The organism is Rhodococcus sp. JCM 9793, from assembly GCF_055380405.1.
The window spans coordinates 1-21492 of sequence record NZ_AP043720.1 but is presented as its reverse complement, the minus strand read 5'-3'; the positions used below and the strand labels follow the sequence as shown (position 1 = coordinate 21492).

Here is a 21492-nt window from a genome sequence, read left to right as displayed (position 1 = left end):
AACTCGTGCGCTGCGGTGTTGCCCTGGAGGGGTGTCGATCGGTGGCCAGGCACCCGGATGCCGCCTGAGCGCCGAACTGTGGAGAAGATGGTCCGATGAACCGTCCCACGCACGACGACGCCGCTCGGATCCTGCACCGCTGGACCGGCGACGCGGGTCCTGTGTTGGTCGGCCACGGGATGGAGGGCTCTGTTTACGAGATCGACCACGATCGTGTCGCGAAGATTTGGCTCGGTGAATCGGAAGCATCCCTCCAGCGGATGCGGGTGTTCTACGACGCACTGGCAGCCAAGCCGTTCCGCTTCGAGACCCCGCACCTCCACGAGGTTCACGTCATCGAGGACCGGTGCGTGACGAACGTCGGCATGATCGGCATCTCCTACTTCGACAACGGGTTCCTGTTCGAGCACGTGAGCAAGATCGAGCAGCGGCTGGCTCACCATTGCCCGGGCCAGATCGCGGCCTCGGCGAGGTGTTGTCGTAGAACTGGGCGGCTATGCGCCGGTCTCGGTCCAGATGACGACGGCATCGCGGGAAGTCGGCGAGTCGACGCAGTCAAGGTAGTCGAGCACCATCGCGCGGGCGGTGTCGAGGTCCCGGGTGCCGTAGGTCTGGGTGGTGCCGTATCCGTCGATCTCCAACACGAGACCGGGCATGCGTCGCCGCCCGCGCCACCACGGTCTGCGGGTCTGCCACCGGCTCACGGTCACACGAATTTCCGTCATCGCAGAAGCATCCCACTACCGGCGAAAGATGGCGGGCCACGATTGGTGCTTGCTCGGATCCGAGCCAATGAGAGGGATCCCGGTCGCCGCCGACAACATCCGAATCGAACAGTTCGTACCTCAGTCGGTAGTGCTGCCGCACTGCGATCTTGTCGTCAACCATGCCGGTCGGGCAGTGTCATCGGCGCGCTGGTCCAAGAGGTTCCGGTGATCGCACTGCCCATGGGGGCAGACCAAGAACTCAACGCCCAGCGCCTGACGGCTCTGAATGCCGGGGTCGCACTAGATCCGATCACCATGTCGTCCGACGAGCTCCGCGACGCTGCACTCACCACCTTGTCGTCGGCGTCTCTGCGGGCTGGTGCGCAGCGTGTGTGTGACGAGATCGCAGCGCTGCCTGATCCGGCATCGATAGTGCCGGTGTTGGAGAATTTGATGACGACGACGCTGCGCTGATGCACGGACACAGGGTTGTTCAGGTCAGTCGGATGCGCCGATCCGAACCCACGTCACGCCGTGCCTGATCCGGCATCGATAGTGCCGGTGTTGGAGAATTTGATGACGACGACGCTGCGCTGATGCACGGACACAGGGTTGTTCAGGTCAGTCGGATGCGCCGATCCGAACCCACGTCACGCCGTCGACCACAGTGGCCGACCGAAACTGGGGAGGTTCGACGAAGATACCAGCGACGGAGTGCGCTGCGGTTCGGGCCCGCGGATCATCGAGCTCGTTGCGCCGATGCGCCCGGACGCCGTCGAGGTCGATGTCGAGCGCGATCTTTCGGTCTTCCCCGATCAGATGCCAGATATAGCGGACGACGACTCGGTTCCGGCCGTGGAGACGGACCTCCTCGAAAGTGAACTGCCGATCATCGCCGAGACGGCCGATCCGATCAGCAAGGTTGGCCGTGAGGTAGGAGACGAATTCGAGAGCCCACACCCCCGGCGGCCGCTCCTGCGGACGGGGGACCGTGTCGGGGTCGATCAGATCGCCGTGACGACGCAGGTGCCTCAGCAGGTCGGAATTCTGGGGAACCACCTTCTCTGGGTAGGCGCGGCGGCCTCCACTACCGGCGAGTGCCCAGTTGAAATCTCGAGGAGCGAGCCGGGGCGTGGCGTCGGAATCGACAAGCACAACGAAAAATGCGGGCCGAACCCGCAATTGCGCTAGGTCGGTAACGATCCGGTAGGCATAATCCGCTAGGTCCCCTAGGACGATTCGCACCCACGCGGTTTGTTCTCTGACCGGCAGGTCCACCGTCCTCGGCGCGCCGCTCGGTGTCTGCGCCGGTCGTCGGGCGTTGACCGCTACGAGGATCATGCGGGGCTCGGCGGTGCGGTCGAAGGTGCCCAGATATTGCGGGTCTTGCATGGACACTGCCGCCGTGACTTCGGCGTCGTCGACTTCGATGCTGGGGCCGGCGATCGATGGTCCGAGCGTGCGCACGGGTTGTCGATCGGTGCCCACCGCAGCTGCGAGGTAGCGGCGCATCGGCTCGAGATCGACGTCGGCGCGCTGATGTATGACTGCGGCGATTTCTGCGGGAGTCTTGTCCACGCTGTTTCACATTGCCACGCTGTCGTGCGCTGTCCGGGTTACACGCCGTGCGAGACCTATCCGACGTGATCGCACGCGGGCGTCCGCAGTGGGGTGCCCGTACGATCTAACGAAACGAGGTCACGCACTCTTTCGAGTTCGTGACCTCGTTCGTCGCAGTTTGTGGAACTGCTCTGACCGCCGGGTTGGGGACGTGTCATAGATACTGGTCATGGCCAGGACGTGCGGCGCGACGAGGCCGGCAGCCATCACGGGTCAGGGGTCTCGGTGGATCTGTCAGTCGACGAGGTAGTGGGCTTCGATGTACGCGACGGTCGAGTCGTACGGCTCACCGACCGGTTTTATCCTGTACTTGCGGAACACCGCGGCCGTCGCGCGGCGAGCACCTCGGTTGCGGGCGTCGGCGTTGTCCCACGATTGCGCGAGGGTGCGGGTGACCACCTGGTCGATCTCCTCCGCGAGGTTCTTCTCGGTCACGGTCAGCCCGGACGGTGCGTGGTCTTCGATGATGCGCGACAGGACACCGACGTGGTCGTCGTCGAGCACCACGACGGCGTCATCGGGGTGTTTTTCGGCGTTGACGATGGCGCGGGCGACCCGCAGTGCTTCGGCCAGGAACTCCAGCGCGTCCTGGGAGTTCTGGATGATCCGGTCTCGCAGCAGTTTGATGCGTTCGGCAAGGGCGGTGTACTTCGCCGAGCCCGGTTCGATGCCTTTGTCGAGGGCGGCTTTGATGTGGTCGAGGATTTCCGCGGCCGACGGCGGTGCCTGATCTTCTTCGTCACTTGTGTTCGCCTTGGGGCGGACGAGGGACAGCAGTTCCTTCAAGACAGCGATGCCCTGCGCGTCGAGGACCAGAGGCTCTTCTTGGCCGGCGACCACCGAAAAGGAATGGACGTGGGCGTTGATGATCTCGAGGACCATCGGGCCCAGCTCCCCGAGGCGTTCCTTGCGTTCCTCATCGGACGATTTTTTGAACAGGGTCGTGTACACGGACCCGAACAGCCCGAACCCACTCTGGTACTTGGTGATCCGTTTGTCGGTGTTGATCAGCGGATACAGCCGCGCCAACAACCGGTAATCCTTCGAGAACACCTCAGCCGCACCGGGATGGGTGTCGAGGAAACTGTTGATCGCGCGTACCGATTCGTACCCGTGCACGCTCAAGTCCAGATCGTCGACGTCGGCGAGGAGATCTTCGATGCGCGCGAAGGTGGTGCGGAACTCGGCGACCAGCTCGGTCAGGTCGGTGACGAACCCACCACCTTTGCTGGTCTCCTCGGCGGTGGGATCGGTGACGGCCCGCTGGACTTCCTCGGCCAGGCCGATGTAGTCCACGACCACCCCGGAGGTTTTCACGAACCCGGTGGGGGAGACCCAGGTGCGGTTGGGGCGGGTGATGGTCTGGAACAGGTTGTGGGCCTTGAGCGGCTTGTCCAGATACAGCACGCCCTCGTTGGGGGCATCGAATCCGGTCAGCAGCTTCGCGGTCACCACCAGGAAACACAGCGGATCATTCGGGGTCAGAAACCGCCGCTTCTGTTCTTCTTCCTCGGCCTCCGACAACGCGAACACCCGCAGAGTGGGGTCTTCGTCCTTGGACTCAGAGACCGAGATGTTCACCTCGGCAGTGATCTTCTCGTGCACGCTGACCTCCGCGAGCACCTGCGTGGCCTCGAAGCCGGCCAGCAGCTCGTTGAGCTTGTCTGTGTACGCCACGGCCATCTCACGGTTGTACGCGACGACCTGCGCCTTGAGACCGTTACGGTAGGCGCCGGCCAGATAGTGATCCACGATGTCCTGACACACCGCCTCGATCCGCTCAGGGTTCGCGAACACCGACGTCAAACGCCCGAACTTGCGCGAGAGGGTCTCCCGGTCGGGATCGTCGAGGTCGAAGTCGTCGGCGAACTGGTCGAACTCGGCCTGCAACGCCTGATCGTCGAGCTCGAACGCCACCGGGTGAGGATCCAGCATCACCGGCACGGTCGCCCCGTCCCGCAGAGACCGGGACACCGAGTACCGGTGCAGCACCTGACCAGGGTCGCTCTCCTCCCCGAACAACGCGAAGGTGTCGGTGGCCAAGTTCTTGACGGGGGTGCCGGTCATGCCGAAGAACTTCGCGTGCGGCAGGGCGGCGCGCATCTGCCCGGCCAACGACTTCGACCGGGCGGACTGGGTACGGTGCGCCTCGTCGACCAACACGATGATGTTGCCGCGGGTCGACAGGTTCTTGCCGGCGTCGGCGAACTTGTGCACGGTCGTCGAGATCACCCCGCGCACATCACCACCCAGCAACGAGCGCAGCTCCGCGCTGGTGGCAGGCTGGTGGAAGTAAGCATCACCCATCGCAGACGTGAACACCCCGGAAGTCTGCCGCACCAGCTGGGTCCGGTCCGAGAGCAGAATGATCGTCGGCGACTCGGCGCGGGTGTCGGCCAGCAGCAGCGACGCAGCGAACACCATCAACAGCGTCTTCCCACTGCCCTGGTGATGCCAGATCAACCCCTTCGACCCGCCGGCGACGACGCGCTCATGGATCAGGCGTGCGGCCTCCATCTGCGGGTACCGGGGCAGATACTTCTTGTCGACTCCGCCGCCGGAGGTGTCGAAGAGCGCGAAGTCAGCGAGCATGTCCAACACGGTGACCGGATTCAGCAGCAACTCGACGGAGCGCTGCACGTCGGCCTGCCCGTCGAGATCCTCGGCGTCGGCGGTGGATCGGAACGGCTGCCACAGGTTCGTCGGCGCGCCGGCGGCACCGAACCGCAACTTGAGCCCGTCGGAAGCGACCGCGAAGACGTTGGCGGCGAAAAACCACGGATATTCGGCGGCGTAGACGTCGTTGATCTCGCGCGCGGCATCGGCCCACCCGGATTTCGCGGTCGGGGACTTCACCTCGACCACCACCAGGGGTAGCCCGTTGACCCAGTAGACGAGATCGAACCGGCGCGAGGTCTTACCCGGCACGGTGATCGGAACCTCGTCGGACACAACCAGCGTGTTCGCCGTCGGATTGTCGAAGTCGACCAGGCGAAGGGCATGCCACGCCCCGTCGGCGTCCCGGAACTCCTTGCGGCCGCGCAGCAGGTGCAGGACCTGCTCGTTGGCTCGCACCAGTCCGCCTTCGACGGCGTTGACGATCGCGACGATCTCATCGACAACCGCGTCGACATCGAACCCGTCGATCATCGCCGGGTTGAGCCGGATGATGGCGTCCCGCAGCTGACTGGTCAGCACCGTCTGCGTTGTGTCGCGCGGTAGTAACCTGCCTGCGGTGTAACCCCAGCCGAGGGGAAGGGACCACTGGATCATCAGGTTCTGGAACTCGCGCTCGCGGATACCCTTGGCCACGGTTCAGACTCCCAACTCGGCGGATTCGATGTCGATGGTGCGATCCAACAATCCCGACAGCAGCGATGCCCGGACTTCGCGGAGATGTGTGGCTTCCGCGCGGACTGCCTTCAATGCAGACTCCATCGCATCAAGTTCGGCCGCTATCTCCCGTTGACGATCGAGCGACGGTAGTCGTACGGTCATGCCTTTGGCCCGTTTGGCGCTGATGTGCTTGATGTTGGTGCCGCCCGCGATGTCGAGAAATGCTCTCGATTCGTACGCCCACATGCACCAGTGAAAGACGAACTCGGGAATGCAGATCTCTTCCAGCGCCCGGAGACGGAGCAGAGTCATTTGGGTGCAGACAGGACCTGGTAGTTCGTCTCGCCACATGGCGGGCATCCCGACTGCATTCGCGCTGGCGCTACCTTCGGACACTAAGACGTCGCCGTAGCGAAGGGCGAACTTCTTGCGCTCCGATGGGTCGTAGTTCATTTCCAGCACGTCGGACAGATCGAGTGTTCCGTACCCGACGTTCGCGGAACGGAGATAGGGCGTCATGTATGGGCCCGTCGCCCTGTCTGGTGTCCGCCGCACACCGGTGGAGAAGTCAAAGGCCTGTTCGGCTCGCACGGCTTCAATCGAGTCGTCGGTGGCGAGGTCGGCCCGCCGGCGCCGTAGAACCATTGTCAATGCCCTGGATTCAGTGTCGAGCGCCGTGATTTCGTCGTCGACCGCGCCGATGATCTCGGCGATCCGCTCCTGCACCGACAGCGGAGGCAGCGAGAAGGTGAATGCCAGCGCATCCGCTGCCTTCGATCTCTTTCGGCTTCCGGTGGTGCCAGTTGATCTTTCGTCAAGCATCGAGGCGAAGTTGCTCGACCGGCAAAGGCAGTAGAGGAAGGCCAGTCCGATTCGAAGGTCGATTGGTCGAAGAACTGCGAATTCGGTCGATGCTAGAGCGTTCCTCGATCCCTGCGCGAACCACACTCGAGGGATTCTTGGGTTCAACATCGAGACAAGAACGCTGTCTTTCTCGACGCGGAACTTGTGGCTACGGATCCCATTCGCCGGCTCGACGGCCGGAGTCATACCGGCGTCGAAAGCCGGGATACTGAAATGTAGAACCTCAGTGTCCCCGAGATCTGAAGGATCAACTCGCACGCGAAATGATTCGACAACCTCACCCAGACGCACCCGATTCCAATCACTCATCGAATCCCTCGATCCCAGCTCCAGCAAGGACTGCAAGCATTCGGGCCTCGGCCTTCCGCCGCTCGGCCCGGGCGGTGCTATAGGCGTTGATGAGGGTTCCGAGATCTTCCTGTTCGACGGCAGCCCGCCTGATGTACCTGCCGATGTTGAGGTCGTACCCGGCCTCCACGATCTCCGACATGGGCACGAAGCCCGCTGCCAACCCACCCTTGCCATCTGGATCCACCGGGTTGCCATCAGAATCAAAGCTCGAATGGTAGGACATCACCACATCGGCGATGTCGGGCATTCCCCCCGGAGTGTGGACATCCTGAACACTGGGCCATGAAGGGCCCAGAAGGAGTGATGTCACGATGGTGATGAAGGCGTATTCGGCGGAGTTCAAGGCCGATGCCGTCGCGCTGTACTTGTCCGACCCGAGCCACACCTTCGAGGGCATCGGCAAGGACCTGGGCGTCAGCCGCGAAACCCTGCGCAACTGGGTGCGTGCGGAACGTAAACGCACCGGCACTGCGTCCGCAGCGGACCGGCCCCGGAAGCCGGCACCGGCGGGCGGGGTATCGTCCGAGTCCGTGTTGGAAGAGGAAAACAGGCAGCTCAAAGCGCAGATCCGCAAGCTGGAGACCGAGCGGGAAATTCTGCGGAGGGCCGCGAAATATTTCGCGGGCGAGACCAACTGGTGAGCCGCTTCCAGTTCGTCGACGACCACCGCAACACCGCGCCGGTGAAGTGGCTGTGCCAGATCCTCGAGGTGTCCCGATCCGGTTTTCGCCGCCGCGCCTGCCCGGGCCGAACGTGCCCGTGCCGACGAGGAGCTCGCGACGCGGATCCGTGGGATTCACGACGAGTTCGACGGCACCTACGGTGCCCCGCGCATCACGGCTGAGTTGCGCGACGCCGGGATCGAGGTGAACCACAAGCGGGTCGAACGGGTGATGCGTGCGAACGGGATCGTCGGGGTGCACCTGCGCAACACCGTGCGCACCACAGTCCCCGAACCTTCCGCGAGCCCGGTGCCGGACCTGATCCGGCGGGACTTCACCGCGAGCGCACCGAACACCAAGTACGTCGGCGACATCACTTACCTCCCCGTCGGGGACGGTGACTTCCTCTATCTGGCAACAGTATTGGACCTGAACTCCAAACGGTTGGCGGGGTGGTCGATCGCACCGCATATGCGCACCGAGCTGGTCACCGACGCCCTGCGGGCAGCGGCCGCCGCCCGCGGTGCCGCCGGTCTCGACGGCGCGATCTTCCACTCCGACAACGGTGCCCAATACGTCTCGCAGAACTTCGCGGATGTCTGCCGCGAGCTGGGCGTGACCCGGTCGCGAGGTGCGGTCGGAACGTCGGCGGACAACGCCGCCGCCGAATCATGGAACGCGACGTTGAAGCGGGAGACACTCCAGGGCCGGAAACGGTGGAACAGCGCAGGTGAGGCCCGCACCGCCGTCTTCCGTTGGATCACGCGTTACAACACGCGAAGGAGGCATTCCGCTCTCGGTCAGATCTGTCCTATCGAGTTCGAGCAGAGATCGACTATGATGGCTTCCGCCGCATAGGTATTGGTGTCCACATCTCGGGGGGAACGCCCGTCCGCCTCAGTCAGGACGTTGCGGTTCTTGGCCTTGGTGAACCGCGTGGATGCATCGATGAATAGCACGCCGTTTTGCCGCTCGGGAACCTTGGCGCCGGATGCCCGGAATACCAGGATCGCTGTGGGAATGCTGGTGTTGTAGAAGAGATTCGCTGGTAGACCGATGACGGCTTCGAGAAGGTCGTCGTCCAGAATGCGTTGGCGAATGGCTGCTTCCTGGCCGCCGCGGAAGAGAACACCGTGAGGTAGGACGACGCCGGCGCGACCCTTCTTCGGGTCCATGCTGGCGATCATGTGCTGCACGAACGCCCAATCCGCTGACGACTGCGGGGCGATACCGCCGAGGGCGCGCGGGTCGTTGGTCCAGGGCTTCCACTTCAGGCTGTACGGAGGATTGGCGAGGATCACGTCGAACTGAGCAACGGATCCGTCCGGCTTCTTGAAGCGCGGTTCTTTGAGGGTGTCGCCGATCTCGACCTGGAACTGGGTGAGGTTGTGCATGAACAGGTTCATGCGGGCCACACCAGCGGTGTCGGCGACGGCTTCCTGCCCGTACAGGTCGAGTGAGTAGCCGCGTTTGCCGCGGGCCTTGAGGAAACCAGCAGAGGCGATGAGCATGCCGCCGGATCCGCAGGTCGGGTCGTACACCGACTCGTAGTCGTGGGGATCGAGGATCTCGACGATCAGCTCGACGACCTCGCGTGGGGTGAAGAACTGGCCGGCGCGGGTGCCGGACCCGTCGGAGAACCGTTTGAGCAGATACTCGTACGCCCCGCCGAGCACATCGTGGGACATGTTGCCCTCGTGCATCTTCGGGGTGCGGTCCATCGCCTGCATCACCGCCGCCAACACCTCACCGGAGAGCACTTCCTCGGAGGTCCACGTCATCGACCCGAACAGGCGGGAGAACTTGTCCGGATTCGCCGTCTCGATGGCCTGAAGGGACGCGCGGACCCGTTGGCCGAGGCCCGGCTGAGTAATGGTGGCCAGGATCGAGGCCCAGGAGGCGCGGCGTTCGTGGACGGTGCCGGGGTGGATCAGCGGGATCTCGAACGACTGGTAGTCGCGGTATTCGATCTCGCGGGCTTCCTCGGCGGACAGATCCTCGAGCAGTCCGTCGTTATCGGCCAGGAACAACTCGTGCTGATGCTCCCACGTATCCGACAGGTATTTCCAGAACATCAGCGGGAAGACGACCGAGGAGTACTGCGCTTCGGGCATCGCCACGCGCAGCTGGTCGGCGGCATCCCAGAGCCGGTTCTCGATCTCCTGCTGGGTCACTGTCATCTGTCGAGGTGTCCTTGCTGGTGAGGGGCGGCCCGAGGGCCGGGGTGGTTCGGTGCTCCACCCTATTTCGGGCGCTCAGGGCAGAAGGAGGCAGGGACGCATTCCGGCCACGGCGGCGATCAATCATCGCCGCTGCCGACGACGGCAAACACCCGGCGGCGTTCCGATCGGGAAGGTCGTTGATCTCCGTTGGCTTCGAGCATCATTGTCGTCGAGTTCGGTCCTGCGCTCGGTGAGGAGCCGACCGCGGCCCTTGTGCCGGTCGGAGACCGTCGGCCCCGGTGGCAGGTCGGGTCGACACGGGTGCTGCGTATGGGTGGACATTCCCAGGTCGCGCCCACTGTCGGGACTGGGTAAGATGAGGGAAGATGGAGGAAGATATGAGACGGTCAATCGCCGATCTCGAGGAATTGTTCCCGGCCGAGGTCACCCTCGCGGTCGATGCGTTGACCCGCCGCCCTGGGGGCTCCGGTCGCCTATTACACCCGTGTGCGGGCAGTGCCCGTTGGCGTTGACGTTCAAACTCGCGGACATGGTCGACAACAGTGACCCGCAGCGCCTGGCCCGGCTCGACGCCGCCACCCGCGTTCGCCTGATTGCCAAGTACGCCCGCGCGCGGGCTGAGCTGACCGCCGGTGTGTAGGGCCGAGGACGAAGGCGGCCGCTGGGTGCAGGTCCCCATCCACCCGGACTCGCGGAACTGTCAGAACTTGGCGGCTGTCCGGTCGCCCCGAAGAACTACGCACCACGGAAGATGAATTTCGGAAGGGACGCACGATGAGCCTCTACACCGTCAGTTACCTCGGTCAGGATCAGTGGCTTGCCTACGAGGACACGCAGGCCGCCCGGATCTACGCCTACGTTCCGAGCCTGGGCAGGTTCGTGCTGCACCGTCAGCTCGGCCAGGACTTCTACTGGGACAACGAACTCGACTGGACCCCGGTCGATGCTGCGGCCGGCCACGGCATTGTCGAGGCCGGGCAGCTCGGCCAGCTCGATGGCAGCCGGCACAGTGACCTTCTGAACGAGTTGGCCGCCGAACCGGATTGCCGCGCCGTGGACGAGGTGTTCGGCGCTCAGCCGTTGCCCGATCGGATACCTACCCCGCAGGAGTTCGCTACGGCGAAGATCAACGCCTTGGCCGCCGCCGCGCCGGGCAAGTGGCTCACCTACAAGGTCTACGACCGCGACAAGCGCAAGGCGGCCAGTGTTGCCGCCCGGGAGTTGCGCATCGGAAAGATCGCTGCGGTCCGCAAGTCCGGTCTGCACATCGACTCCCGCGTTACCTCGACCGTCGATGGTCGCTTCGCTGTGGAGATCGCCCGTACCGCCTGAACAGGGAGCAGGAAACGACACGCCCGCCCTCAGTGTGGAAGGCATGCGTCAGTGATCGTGTCGGGCAGGTGGATCGCCGATGTCTTGATCATGCAGCCTCGGGCCGTGCCGCCTGCCTAGGATTGTCTGACGTCGCTGGCACGGTGAGCGGCGCCGAGATGGGAAAGAAGGACGAAATGGCGGCGATGACGACGTCCCTTCGGGGACGAGTCAAGAACACCGGCCTGCCGAAGAGCCACGCGCTTCTCCCGCTGCTGGAGGCCGTTGTCAACGGGATACAGGCCATCGATGCGAGGTTCGAAGAGGACAGCTCCCAGGGGCGCCTCGACGTGAGGATCGTGCGTAGTCCGCAGGTGGGATTCGATCTCGGCATCACCGCGCCCGGGCGTATTCCGCTGGAACCGATCGTCGGGTTCGTAGTCACCGACAACGGCGTGGGATTCACTGCGGAGAACATGAAGTCGTTCGAGACGCTGGACAGTGACTACAAGTCGGCCGAGGGATGCCGAGGCGTGGGACGCCTGTTGTGGCTGAAGGCGTTCAGCAAGGTGGTGGTCAAGAGCACCTACGAGGGCGAGAACGGCACCCTCCAGGGCCGACAGTTTCGGTTCTCGGTCGATCGAGAGGTGGAGTTCATCGAACCCGCCGAGACGCTCGCCGACACCGGGACGATCGTCGAGCTGGACGGCTTCGGCACCGCGTACCAGAAGAGCGCCCACAAGACAGCAGCGGCAATTGCGAGAGAAGTGTTCGAGCACTGCATCTGGTACTTCCTGCGGCCTGGCGGCGCGCCCGAGATCCGGGTCGTCGACGATGGTGAGACCGTCTTACTCAGGGAACTGATGGACGAGTTTGTCTACTCGGCGATGCCGACGAAGACGATCGAAGTCAAGGGCGAGAAGTTCGATATGGTCAACCTCTGCCTGAAGTCGTCGACCCGTAATCAGACGCCGAGGCTCTACTGGTGCGCCGCGAGCCGTGTGGTGACCGAAGAGAACATCACCGGGAAGGTCCCCGGGCTTTACGGCCGGCTCAAGGACGAGAAGGGCGCGGACTTCACCTACGTTTGCTACCTCGCCTCCGACTACCTCGACGCCAACGTCCGCGCTGACAGGACGGCGTTCGACATCGACGAGACCATCGAGGGCAACACGATCGAGGGTGAGATCACGCTCGCCGACGTACGCACGGCTGTACTCAACGAGATAGAAGTTCTGCTCGCCGATGAGCTGGCGGCAGCCCGGGACGAGGGTAAGTCGCGGGTCAATGACTACGTCAGCAATCATGCGCCTCGGTACCGACCTCTGCTGAAGCGAATGGGATCGCTGGGGCTGACAGTCGATCCGGCGATGAAGAACACGGAGCTGGAAGTGGTTCTTCACCGCGAACTCCGGAAGCTCGAAGCCGAAACTCTCGTCGAGGCGCAGCAGATCTTCGCTGAAGACGGTGCCGAGCGGCCCGCGGACTACCAGGAGCGGCTCGACGAGTACCTGGCGAAGGTCACCGACATCAATCAGTCGGACTTGGCAGCGTACGTGGCGCGTCGCCGGGTGATCCTTGATGTTCTGGCGAAGCTCATCCGCTCGAACGACGAGGGCAAGTACTGCCGCGAGGATGAGATCCACAATCTGCTGATCCCGATGCGGAAAGACTCGAACGAGATCGGTACGGACGCCTCGAACCTGTGGATCATCGACGAGAGATTGGCCTTCCACGACTATCTCGCGTCGGACAAGACGTTCAACAGCATGCCCATCACCGACTCGAAGTCGACGAAGGAACCGGACATCATCGCCACGCGGCTCGCCGGCCGCGCTGTGCTCGCAGCTGAGCGCCAGAGCGTCCCGCTCAGTTCGATCGTCGTCGTCGAGATCAAGCGCCCCATGCGGACCGACGCCTCCGAGGACAACAATCCGATCGACCAGTGCCTCGGCTACGTGAAGCAGATTCGCGAAGGCGGCGCCAAGACTAGCGATGGCCGACCGATTCCGAAGTCGGAGCAGGCGCCAGCGTTCTGCTACATAATCGCTGATCTGACTCCCAAGATGATCGACCGTTGCGAGCTCGCGAGTCTGCGTCCGACCCAGGACGGCCTCGCGTATTTTGGGTTCAACGATGCGCGGCGGGTGTACATCGAGGTCATCAGCTTCGATGGTCTAGTAAATGGGGCCACGGAACGTAATCGTGCGTTCTTCGACAGGCTAGGACTGCCTGCAAGCAGGTAGTCCTCGTGCATGCGTTCGCCTTCACGGAATTCAGGAGATTCCGTGGGGCTCTGTGAGTCGCGCGCCGCCGCCCTTGACGGTGTCGAGCGGTGGTTGGAGTACTTCCACCGCCGGGGCGACGGTCGGTGATTCGGCGTCCGGATGCTCATCGAGCGGTGGCATGGGATTCGATGGCAACACGGTGCTCTGGGCCCCGCGAGTAGGACTGCAAGCAGTCCGTCGGCGCCCGGCGGGCATGTCACAGTCGGCGACGTGGGAGCGATGTCCTGTTCGACCGTTACGCGTCCGGTGACCGGGCATAGGCCGAACAGGAAGATCATGAATTTCAGCAGGGACGACAATGCACCGTCATTGTGGCGGAGGAACCGCCGCAAGAACGTCGACGACCGCATCCTAGAGCTTCAGGACGTGGTGATCCTCGGTCCGTCCGCGCGCGGGGTACGGCTGCGTTCGGTGCGGTGGATCGGTGCGGCGGTGACAGTGGCCGGGTTGTGCGTGGCGGCAGTGGGCCTGCTGTCGGTCATCATCACCGCAGCGGATGAGCATTCGTCCGGCGCGGCGATGGGGAGGGCGTCTTTCATCCTGTTCTGTGGCGCGATGGTGTTCATTGCGGGCCGCCTGATCCTGGCCTTCGCGCGCAGGCGTGCGATCAAGCGCGGCGCGGTGACGCGGGAGACGCTGACTGCTGCACCGCAGGAGTTCGCCGATGCCTTCCGCCGGGCGGTCAACGCGGCCGACATCATCGGTGAATCCCTCGCCTACCGAGAGGGCTGGCTGGCTGAGGTAGACCTCGACGTGGCGTTGTGGGATCTCGCCCAGCATCTCGAGACCGGCACACGGCTTCACGACGTTCTCGACGCTGCACCGGCGGGGTTGGAGTATCGCGAGCAGATCGAGCGGGCCCGCGCCGCTTTGGACGGGTGCTTGACGCATCTGGTGGCCGGGGCAGATCGTCTGACCAGCTTGGTTGGCCGTGTCGAGGCTCTGGACATGGAATTGACCGCGCCTGTGCGCCGTGCCGAGTTGGAGGCGATGCGCGAGCTGCGCGCGCGCCGCGACGCCGAGCGAATGAGTCGACTGTCTGCTGCCGCAGCGGAAGTCGAATCTATCGAGCATGCGTTCGGTGATGTCGCGGACGCGGTGACCGGGATGCTCGATGCGTACGACGAACTACCGAAGAATAGGCTCTGAACTGCATAGATGGCACGTCCCGCCGGATGGTCGATCTCGGGACGGTGAATGCCGGAGTAGGGATGGTTCCCTGTACCCGGCATTTTCCTATGGGTTTCGAGCAGGCCGCCACGATCGTCACCGTTCCCGCGGAGGCCCCCGCCGTGCCGGAATCGGACCCCCGTCAGCAGCAGCCATCCTTCGGCAGCTGCCGACCCGGGTGAACTCGACGAATCTCCACCTCGCGTTGTCCGATCGAGTCAGCGAACCGCCGGGGTCACGTCACTGCTCCGTGTCGTTCTTTTCTGTCAGCGGACAGACCCCAAACCCAACTCTGGACGTTGTGGCGCGGGTCCAGGGGACATGTCGTCAATCCAGGTCAGAGGCGCTGATATGGGAGGGTTGATCGACGGCGGAGTCGGGTCCGGATGTCGGTGGCCACCGATATTGTTCGCGGTCTACCTCGAAGTCGGGAGTTGGAGCGCGTGGGGGTTCAGGATGACGGGCAGATGTCCGATGCGCAGCTGCTGGTGCCGGCGGATCAGCTTCGGCAGTGGGCCGCGAACACGTACCGGGTTCGGTCGTGCGAGATGGTGCTGAACCGGACTGTTGATCCGACGCCGGGCAGCCAGCTGGATCAGGCCGACGCGATCTACCACTGGGAGAAAATCTCGGTGTGGGCGCGCAGCTATCTGCTCGCGGCGACCGAGAGTCTGTGCATGTGGGCGGATCTGGTGGCGCCATACGATTTTGCCTCGGATGCGGTCAACAGGGTGCGGATGCGCCCGTATCTGCTGCTGGCCAGGTCCGGGCTTGAGGCAGCGGCACACGCCATCTGGTTGCTCGACGTTCCGAACGGGACGTTCGAGGAGTGTGTGAAACGGCATGTCCGGCTGATGCACCACGACTTCACCCTGCACAAGCAAGCACTGGAGGCGCGCGGGAGCGATGCCAGCCGGATCGAGGAACGGATCACGAAGTTGAAGGAACGTGCTGCCGGACTTCCTTTCGAGGTTACGCCGACCGACAGGCCGCCGGGATACGAGAAATTGGTGTGCAACGCAGCCACTGTGGTCGGCAAGGACGCGAACGAGTGGGCGTACCTCTGGAAGGCCGCCAGTGGAGCCGGGCACGGTCAGAACTGGTTCGGTATCGAGGGCTTCGACCTTCGACCGACTCGGGAGTACCAGCCGGGGCACTTCCGGACGATGTCGGTGCCGGACCCGGTCTACATCACCGAAATGATCGAGGTCGCGGCCGGTGCGCTTGCGTGGGGAACCACGCGGTGGCTGGACTGTGGCGGCCATGACCGGAGCCTGATGTTCACAGCTATGCGAGAGGTCCACGCCAAGATGCCGAAGAAACCAGGGTTCACAAGGTCGTAGGACGTTGCGAACCTGCGCGTTTCTGTCGGGGTAACTGGCTGCCGCCCCGCCCCGATCCGTTGGATGTCGGATGGGGCGGGAGCGGGCGAGTCAGCGGGTTCTAACAGACCGTCTGCGGCCGGCATGGGGCGGTCAGCCGAGGAGCTGTTCGGTCAAGCCCCAGAAGGTGGTGTAGGACGGTGATCCCTTCTCCTGTCCTGACTATGCAGCAGGAATCGCGGCAGCAGGTTCCGTAACCACCTCCCCGACACTCTCCGGCGCGGTGCCCACAGCACGACAACGAGCCAGCACCTCGAGCCCGAGATACCGCCGGCCCTCCGCCCATTCATCGGTCTGCTCGGCCAGGACAGCACCGACCAACCGGACGACGGCGTCACGGTTGGGGAAGATCCCCACCGCATCGGTCCGACGCCGGATCTCTCGATTGAGACGCTCGGCAGGATTATTCGACCACACCTGAGTCCACACATCCTTCGGAAATACGCTGAACGACAACAGATCCGGGCGAGCATTACCCAGATGCTCAGCGACCGTCGGGAGCCGGTCCTCGGTGTACTCGACAAGACGATCGAACTGGGCATCGACCGCATCGGCGGTCGGCTGGTCGTAGACCGAGTGCAACATCGCTTTGACCGCCGGCCACATGCTCTTCGGACACACACTTATCAGGTTTGCCGCGTAGTGGGTCCGGCATCGCTGCCACGCAGTACCGGGCAGGTTCGCCGCGATCGCATCGACCAGACCACGGTGTGCATCGGAGGTGACCAACCGGACCCCGCTCAGGCCGCGGGCGACCAGGTCGGCGAAGAAGGTGTTCCATGCCGGACCGGTCTCGCTGGTGGCCACGTGCAGGCCCAGCACTTCGCGGTGCCCGTCGGCGTTGACTCCGGTGGCGACCATCGCGACTGCATTCACGACCTGCTTGTTCTCGCGGACTTTCATCGTCAATGCGTCGGCGGCGACGAACGTGAACGGGCCCGCGTGATCGAGTCGCCGTTGCCGGAACGCGGCGACCTGTTCGTCGAGGTCCTCGGCCATGCGTGAGACCTGGGACTTCGACAGTGCGTTGATACCGAGGGTTTTGACCAGCTTGTCCATCCGGCGGGTGGAGACCCCGGCCAGGTAGCAGTCGGCGACCACGGTGATCAATGCGGCCTCGGCGCGTTTACGGCGTTCGAGAAGCCATTCGGGGAAATACGTGCCGGATCGGAGTTTGGGGACGGCGACGTCGATGGTGCCGACACGGGTGTCGAGCGGACGGTGCCGGTATCCGTTGCGCTGATTGACTCGTTCGGTGGACTGTTGGCCCCATTCGGCGCCGCAGACCGCGTCGGCTTCGGCGGACAGCAGGGCGTTGATCATGGTTTGTAGCAGTTCACGCATCAGATCGGGAGACGCGTCGGTCAGGGCTTGGTGCAATACGCCCGCAGGGTCGACAATGTGGGGTGCGGTCATCGTGATGACTCCGTTCGAGGATTCTGTGGAAGGTTGACTCGAAGGATCACGCGGTGACCGTTTCACGTCCAGCAGCGACACGCTGTCGGTTGTGGTGCTGGTCACCGGGTTACACCACTCTATGGGGCACTACTAGCTGTTCGCCTGCCCACTTCATGCCTTCCCACAGGAGCCGGCCGCCGATGCCGGCGAGCAATCCGTCCGTCAGCGCGCGGATGCGACGGGTCTTCGATGCGGAATCCGCCTCACGTCCACGTCCACGTCCACGTTCTCGGTCCGATCCGTGCGATGCGGCTTCGTTGTTCTGGTCTGTACTCACTCGGGTTTCCTGTCGTCCGGCCACTCGTCGGTCCCGCGCTCTGTCCGGCGGGAGAAATGGCGCCTGACCTCAGAAAACAGCCTGATTTTCGAGGCGAACTATCGTCGGTGGCACAATCTCCAGCAAGATCACGGGCGGTGGAGGTGCGCGAACTGGCGCGCGGCGGCGCGGACGGCTTGCTCCATGTCGCGGTCAAGCTCTCGGGTGTAGACCTTGATCAGGTGAGTGGCGAGCCAGTGGAGGCGATCGGGGTCGGTCTCGACTTGGTCGGACAGGGAAGGGACGTACCAACACCACGCTGCGGACACCGGGTAGAAGTCGACGCCCAGTTTTCGGGCCAGCGTGGAAAACCGGGCAGGATCGTTCGTCGCCTTCTGGAGCGCAGCCTGCTCGGCCGGTTGACACGTGCGTGAGGCCTCGCGGAGGGCCGAGGTCATCCTGGTCTTGGTTCGCGACTGGGCGTCCTCGATCAGTTGCTGGGCGTGTTCATCGTCGATGAAGCCGAGCCGCTGGGCCGTTTCGACGGGAACGAACACCGGCATCGGACGAAACGTCTTAGTGGTCGAGTCCTGCCACTGGTGATACCAGTCCAGTTCCGCGGTCCGAGCATCGGGCGCGTCGTCAGGTCGAGCGCCGTGCTTCGCTACGTTCGACCGCGGTGTGCGGGTGAAGTCCGGCAGCGGTGGCACGTCTGCGGGGGGCCGGGGAGCCGGGGTCGATCGCTCGTCAGCTGACGTAGACGAGGCCGAGGGGATACAGCCCTCCGATTGCTCTGCCGAGATGGGAGGCCAGACGTTTGCGTGGGAGAAGTCGTCGGTGTCCTGTGGCGTGACCACCGCGCGGTCGGGTCGTGTTCGGCCGGCAGTCGCAGGGCCTGGGTACAGTTCCAGAAGCAGGATCTCGGCGACCTTGCGCGGGTCTCGGATGTGCTCGAGCAGTGCTGCGAGGACGGTCTGAAGTCCGGCAACAGGAACCGGTTCCCCGTGCTCGTCGTCGACGGTGGGCCAGACCATGTGCACGCGAGATCCAGAGGCCTGTGCACCGGGGGGCCGTTCCTGGTCGAGATCGAAGTAGAGCACGCGGCGTGCGGCGATGTGCTCGACCCACCCTTCTTGAAGCAGGTCTCGGGGAAAGGCCGGGTTCCAGCCCTCGGGCAGCGCGAGTTGCCAGCCCGGAGGATGGACAATCCATGTCCGCTCGCTGGTGGAGGCTGCCGAGGTGCTGAGCCAGTCGACGATCGCAGGTAGCGCCAGGATGCGTTGTGCTCGCCATACGGCTCCGCCGCCGCGGCCCTCGAAGCTGATCCCGACGGCCCCTGGGCGGGGCCGGCCCGTGCGGCGTCGCATGCCTCGGGGCCTCGGTCCCAGCTCGATGGCGTCGGCACGCAACTGGTGCCAGTCCTCGCCCTCCTGGTCGTACAGAGCCTGTTCCCAGCGTTTCGGATTGCACCTCGAGGATGTCGAGAGGACGCGGGCGGCGAGGAACTGCGCGTGCAGAAATCGGTGATCGTGGTGCCACACGGCTTCGTCGTCGAGATTGTTCATCTCGAGGAGGGCGGCCACGTCTTCCACGTATTTCGGTGCCAGTTCGATGGACCCCTCGGATCGCGCTGTGCGCACCTCGCGGTCCACCCTGGAGGCTTCCGCTTCGCTGAGGATGGCTCTTTCCGCACCGGTCCTGGTCGCGTCGACGACCAGTCTCCACAGGCCGAGGGCGGCCTGGTGCCGAAGCAGCGGGCAGACACCCGCAAGCACGTGATCGGTGATCGGGTCCAGGCCGAGTTCATGACACTCGACGGCGATCGACGTCATCACGGCGTCGGTGAGCAGTCGTGACTGGTAGTCGGTGTGCCCGCGGGTCTTTGCCTGGCCGGGGAGGCGAAAAGCCAGGTCGCGGGCTTGTGTCGAGTCGGACGGCGTAATTCGCAGGCGAAGGCGGCGAATGGGGTCGACAGGGTCTTCATCCGGCAGGGGCGGTAGCGGATGGCGCATGACGGTGGAGACGTGGGTGAGCCGATCCGCCGCCGGCAGGGGTGCGTTGCGCTCGATGTACTTCCGGAGCAGGTAGCGAGAGGTCTGGTCGCGCGACTTGTGGCCGAGCGCCCAGTCAATTTCGGAGAGTCGATCCAGGGCGGGCTTCGTGATAGCCACGTTGGTGTCGCTTCGCTGCTCTCGCACGCGACGATCCTATGCGCCCCTTGACCTGCACTGATGACACGTCCCGCGTGATTGTCGCGCGGACCTAGTGGTCGGAGGGGCCGTCGGTGGGGTTCTGAGCCTTGGCTCTGGAACCGATGGACTTGGCTGTCGCGTCGCGTGTGGTCTTCGTCCAGTAGTACAGGCCCTGTTGGAACTCGACTTCTCCATGACCGAGAGAATCAACGTCGGAGGGTTCTAGCGGGGACGGGCCGAGTGGCTGGGATGGATTAAGTGTGAAGCGGATGGCTGTCGTTTCTCCTGTCCCAAGTAGTCGCTTTTCGCGCGTCTTTCCTTCCCCGAACGGATGCTCGGAATCGGCAGCGACAGCGTCGAATCTGCGGATATAGATGGGTTGCATGGATTCGTTCGTGACCGTGAGGTGTACACAATCGAGGGTCCACTTTCCACCGAACGACCTCAGGCCGGGGGTTGCATCAAACTGCACGCGGACGTCGTCTGCATCCCCCTGCGCGATACCCCGCTCGTTTTCGGCTTCGGTCGTCGCAGCCCTTTGATCCCGGTAGAAGAGATAAAGGGCCCAGGCGATCGCTGAGGTGCTTGCAATTGCCCCGGCCCAGGAACCGATGGCGCCATACCACCCCTCGTCGAGGCTGCCCAATCCGTTCCATGCCAGGGCGACGCCAGTAGGTATCGCCACGCTGGCAAAGAGGATGACGATTGCGATCAGAATGACATGCAGTTTGGTCACGGTGTTCCTGTCGGCTGTGCACGTGGTTAGTAGGCAAGACCCTATAGAGGGTCTTGACCTGGGGTGATGGTATGTCCCGTGGTGAGGTTGTCAGTCTTCGTTGTCGTCCTGGCCGTTGTCGCTGTCGTCGGTTTCCTCTTCGTCGTGGGGCCAGGTGATGCGGAGGAGGAGGACGTCGAGTACGAGTGCGATGGCGCAGGTGATGGTGGCGGCGTCGGTGAGGCCGGTGTAAGCGAGGATCTCGCTGGTGATCTCTGCGGTGAGTCGTGCGAGGTCGAGGAGAAGTGCGGTGTGCTTCATGGGTGTTCCTGTCCGTGACGAGGACGGGAACGGCTCCCGTCATTCATTCCTCCGCGACTCAGGAGCTGATTCACATGACGGTGCGGTGGGGTGTTCGGTTTGGGGGGCTTTGAGCTGGGGTGTTGGTATGTCCCGGGGTGTGGGTGGGGTGGGGTGCCGGCAGATCTGTTGCCGGCGATCGGGTGGTGTTCGGTGCGCTTGAGGGGGTACCGATGCCCGATTTGCCCGTTTTTGAAATATGTTGTGCTGCAACGTGTTTGCGTATTACGATATTGCACGGTTGATTTGGTAGTGTTTGCGCGGTGTGTGTCGGTGTTGTTGCCGTATCAGGTTGTTAATTACCAATTTCGTGATTTCGGGTTACGAGGAGTCCTCGGTGCTTGTCGGGGTTGGGGGGTATGATGAGTGCATGGCATCGGGACGGGTTGAGGGCGACGGAGTGGTGATGGGTGCGGCGCGCGCAGCGCGTCCCGTCCCCTCGGTGGGTGCTGGTGCTGCTCGGGTGGTGACGATGAAAAACTCTGATGAGGTGGTATTTTCGGGTTCTAACGGAGCGCAGCGACGCGGGTGACGGCAACGTGACTGGACCACGCGCGAGCCGCGCAGCGGCTCCCTGGCGGGGAGCGCAGCGACCCGCTCCGTTCCCTGGCGCGGAGCGCCGGGGAGAGCGCCGCGG

17 protein-coding genes and 1 pseudogene are annotated in these 21492 nt (G+C 63.8%); 6 read left to right on the top strand and 12 right to left on the bottom strand.

Annotated elements, in window-relative coordinates:
• Positions 1-494: 494 nt before the first annotated feature.
• On the bottom strand, positions 495-725 hold the full coding sequence (locus tag ACZ46K_RS01840) for a hypothetical protein (RefSeq protein WP_464743535.1): 231 nt from the start codon (positions 723-725) through the stop codon (positions 495-497).
• A gap of 207 nt (positions 726-932) precedes the next feature.
• Between ACZ46K_RS01840 and ACZ46K_RS01835 the strand changes: the two genes are divergently transcribed.
• Positions 933-1181, top strand: coding sequence for a glycosyltransferase (locus ACZ46K_RS01835; RefSeq protein WP_054805788.1), 249 nt, complete (start codon positions 933-935; stop codon positions 1179-1181).
• A gap of 147 nt (positions 1182-1328) precedes the next feature.
• On the opposite strand, the gene ACZ46K_RS01830 is transcribed toward ACZ46K_RS01835, so the two are convergent.
• From ACZ46K_RS01830 to ACZ46K_RS01815, 4 genes are all read right to left on the bottom strand, one after another.
• Positions 1329-2285 carry a hypothetical protein gene (locus ACZ46K_RS01830; RefSeq protein ID WP_054805789.1) on the bottom strand — a complete coding sequence of 319 codons (957 nt, stop codon included), beginning with the start codon at positions 2283-2285 and terminating at the stop codon, positions 1329-1331.
• 276 nt (positions 2286-2561) lie between these two features.
• Complete coding sequence (locus tag ACZ46K_RS01825) at positions 2562-5639, bottom strand: type I restriction endonuclease subunit R (protein WP_054805790.1); 3078 nt, start codon at positions 5637-5639, stop codon at positions 2562-2564.
• A 3-nt stretch (positions 5640-5642) separates the two neighbouring features.
• Entirely contained in the window at positions 5643-6836 is a 1194-nt protein-coding gene (locus tag ACZ46K_RS01820; protein WP_464743532.1) for a restriction endonuclease subunit S, read from the bottom strand.
• Entirely contained in the window at positions 6829-7125 is a 297-nt protein-coding gene (locus ACZ46K_RS01815) for a hypothetical protein (RefSeq protein WP_054810080.1), read from the bottom strand. Before ACZ46K_RS01815 ends, ACZ46K_RS01820 begins: the two co-directional genes overlap by 8 nt.
• 64 nt (positions 7126-7189) lie before the next feature.
• Between ACZ46K_RS01815 and ACZ46K_RS01810 the strand changes: the two are divergent.
• Positions 7190-8398, top strand: a pseudogene (locus ACZ46K_RS01810) (IS3 family transposase).
• On the opposite strand, the gene ACZ46K_RS01805 reads toward ACZ46K_RS01810, so the two are convergent.
• Entirely contained in the window at positions 8341-9720 is a 1380-nt protein-coding gene (locus ACZ46K_RS01805) for a type I restriction-modification system subunit M (RefSeq protein ID WP_464743530.1), read from the bottom strand. The pseudogene ACZ46K_RS01810 and the gene ACZ46K_RS01805 sit on opposite strands and share 58 nt — an antisense overlap.
• 777 nt (positions 9721-10497) lie before the next feature.
• On the opposite strand from ACZ46K_RS01805, the gene ACZ46K_RS01800 reads away from it, so the two are divergent.
• A complete protein-coding gene (locus ACZ46K_RS01800) occupies positions 10498-11055 on the top strand; it encodes a hypothetical protein (RefSeq protein ID WP_054805792.1) in 558 nt (185 codons plus the stop codon).
• A gap of 176 nt (positions 11056-11231) precedes the next feature.
• Positions 11232-13280: a hypothetical protein gene (locus tag ACZ46K_RS01795; protein WP_054810083.1), complete on the top strand. Its 2049-nt coding sequence runs from the start codon at positions 11232-11234 to the stop codon at positions 13278-13280.
• 30 nt (positions 13281-13310) lie between these two features.
• Here ACZ46K_RS01795 and ACZ46K_RS01790 read toward each other — a convergent pair whose 3' ends face one another.
• Positions 13311-13442 carry a hypothetical protein gene (locus tag ACZ46K_RS01790; RefSeq protein WP_464743528.1) on the bottom strand — a complete coding sequence of 44 codons (132 nt, stop codon included), beginning with the start codon at positions 13440-13442 and terminating at the stop codon, positions 13311-13313.
• A gap of 156 nt (positions 13443-13598) precedes the next feature.
• Here ACZ46K_RS01790 and ACZ46K_RS01785 point away from each other — a divergent pair, with 156 nt between their 5' ends.
• Together ACZ46K_RS01785 and ACZ46K_RS01780 are read left to right on the top strand one after the other, a co-directional pair.
• Complete coding sequence (locus ACZ46K_RS01785) at positions 13599-14471, top strand: hypothetical protein (RefSeq protein WP_464743526.1); 873 nt, start codon at positions 13599-13601, stop codon at positions 14469-14471.
• A gap of 464 nt (positions 14472-14935) precedes the next feature.
• On the top strand, positions 14936-15835 hold the full coding sequence (locus tag ACZ46K_RS01780; protein WP_054805794.1) for a hypothetical protein: 900 nt from the start codon (positions 14936-14938) through the stop codon (positions 15833-15835).
• Positions 15836-16036: 201 nt separating this feature from the next.
• Here the strand turns inward: ACZ46K_RS01780 and ACZ46K_RS01775 are convergent, their stop codons facing one another.
• From ACZ46K_RS01775 to ACZ46K_RS01755, 5 genes are all read right to left on the bottom strand, one after another.
• On the bottom strand, positions 16037-17290 hold the full coding sequence (locus ACZ46K_RS01775) for an IS256 family transposase (RefSeq protein ID WP_054811053.1): 1254 nt from the start codon (positions 17288-17290) through the stop codon (positions 16037-16039).
• 109 nt (positions 17291-17399) lie between these two features.
• Positions 17400-17609 (bottom strand): hypothetical protein, encoded by a 210-nt coding sequence (locus tag ACZ46K_RS01770; protein WP_464743524.1) that lies wholly within the window; start codon positions 17607-17609, stop codon positions 17400-17402.
• 128 nt (positions 17610-17737) lie between these two features.
• Complete coding sequence (locus ACZ46K_RS01765; RefSeq protein WP_054805795.1) at positions 17738-19786, bottom strand: hypothetical protein; 2049 nt, start codon at positions 19784-19786, stop codon at positions 17738-17740.
• A 64-nt stretch (positions 19787-19850) separates the two neighbouring features.
• Complete coding sequence (locus ACZ46K_RS01760; protein ID WP_054805796.1) at positions 19851-20516, bottom strand: hypothetical protein; 666 nt, start codon at positions 20514-20516, stop codon at positions 19851-19853.
• A 90-nt stretch (positions 20517-20606) separates the two neighbouring features.
• Positions 20607-20816, bottom strand: a complete 210-nt coding sequence (locus ACZ46K_RS01755) for a hypothetical protein (protein ID WP_054805797.1) — start codon at positions 20814-20816, stop codon at positions 20607-20609.
• Between the last annotated feature and the right edge of the window lie 676 nt (positions 20817-21492).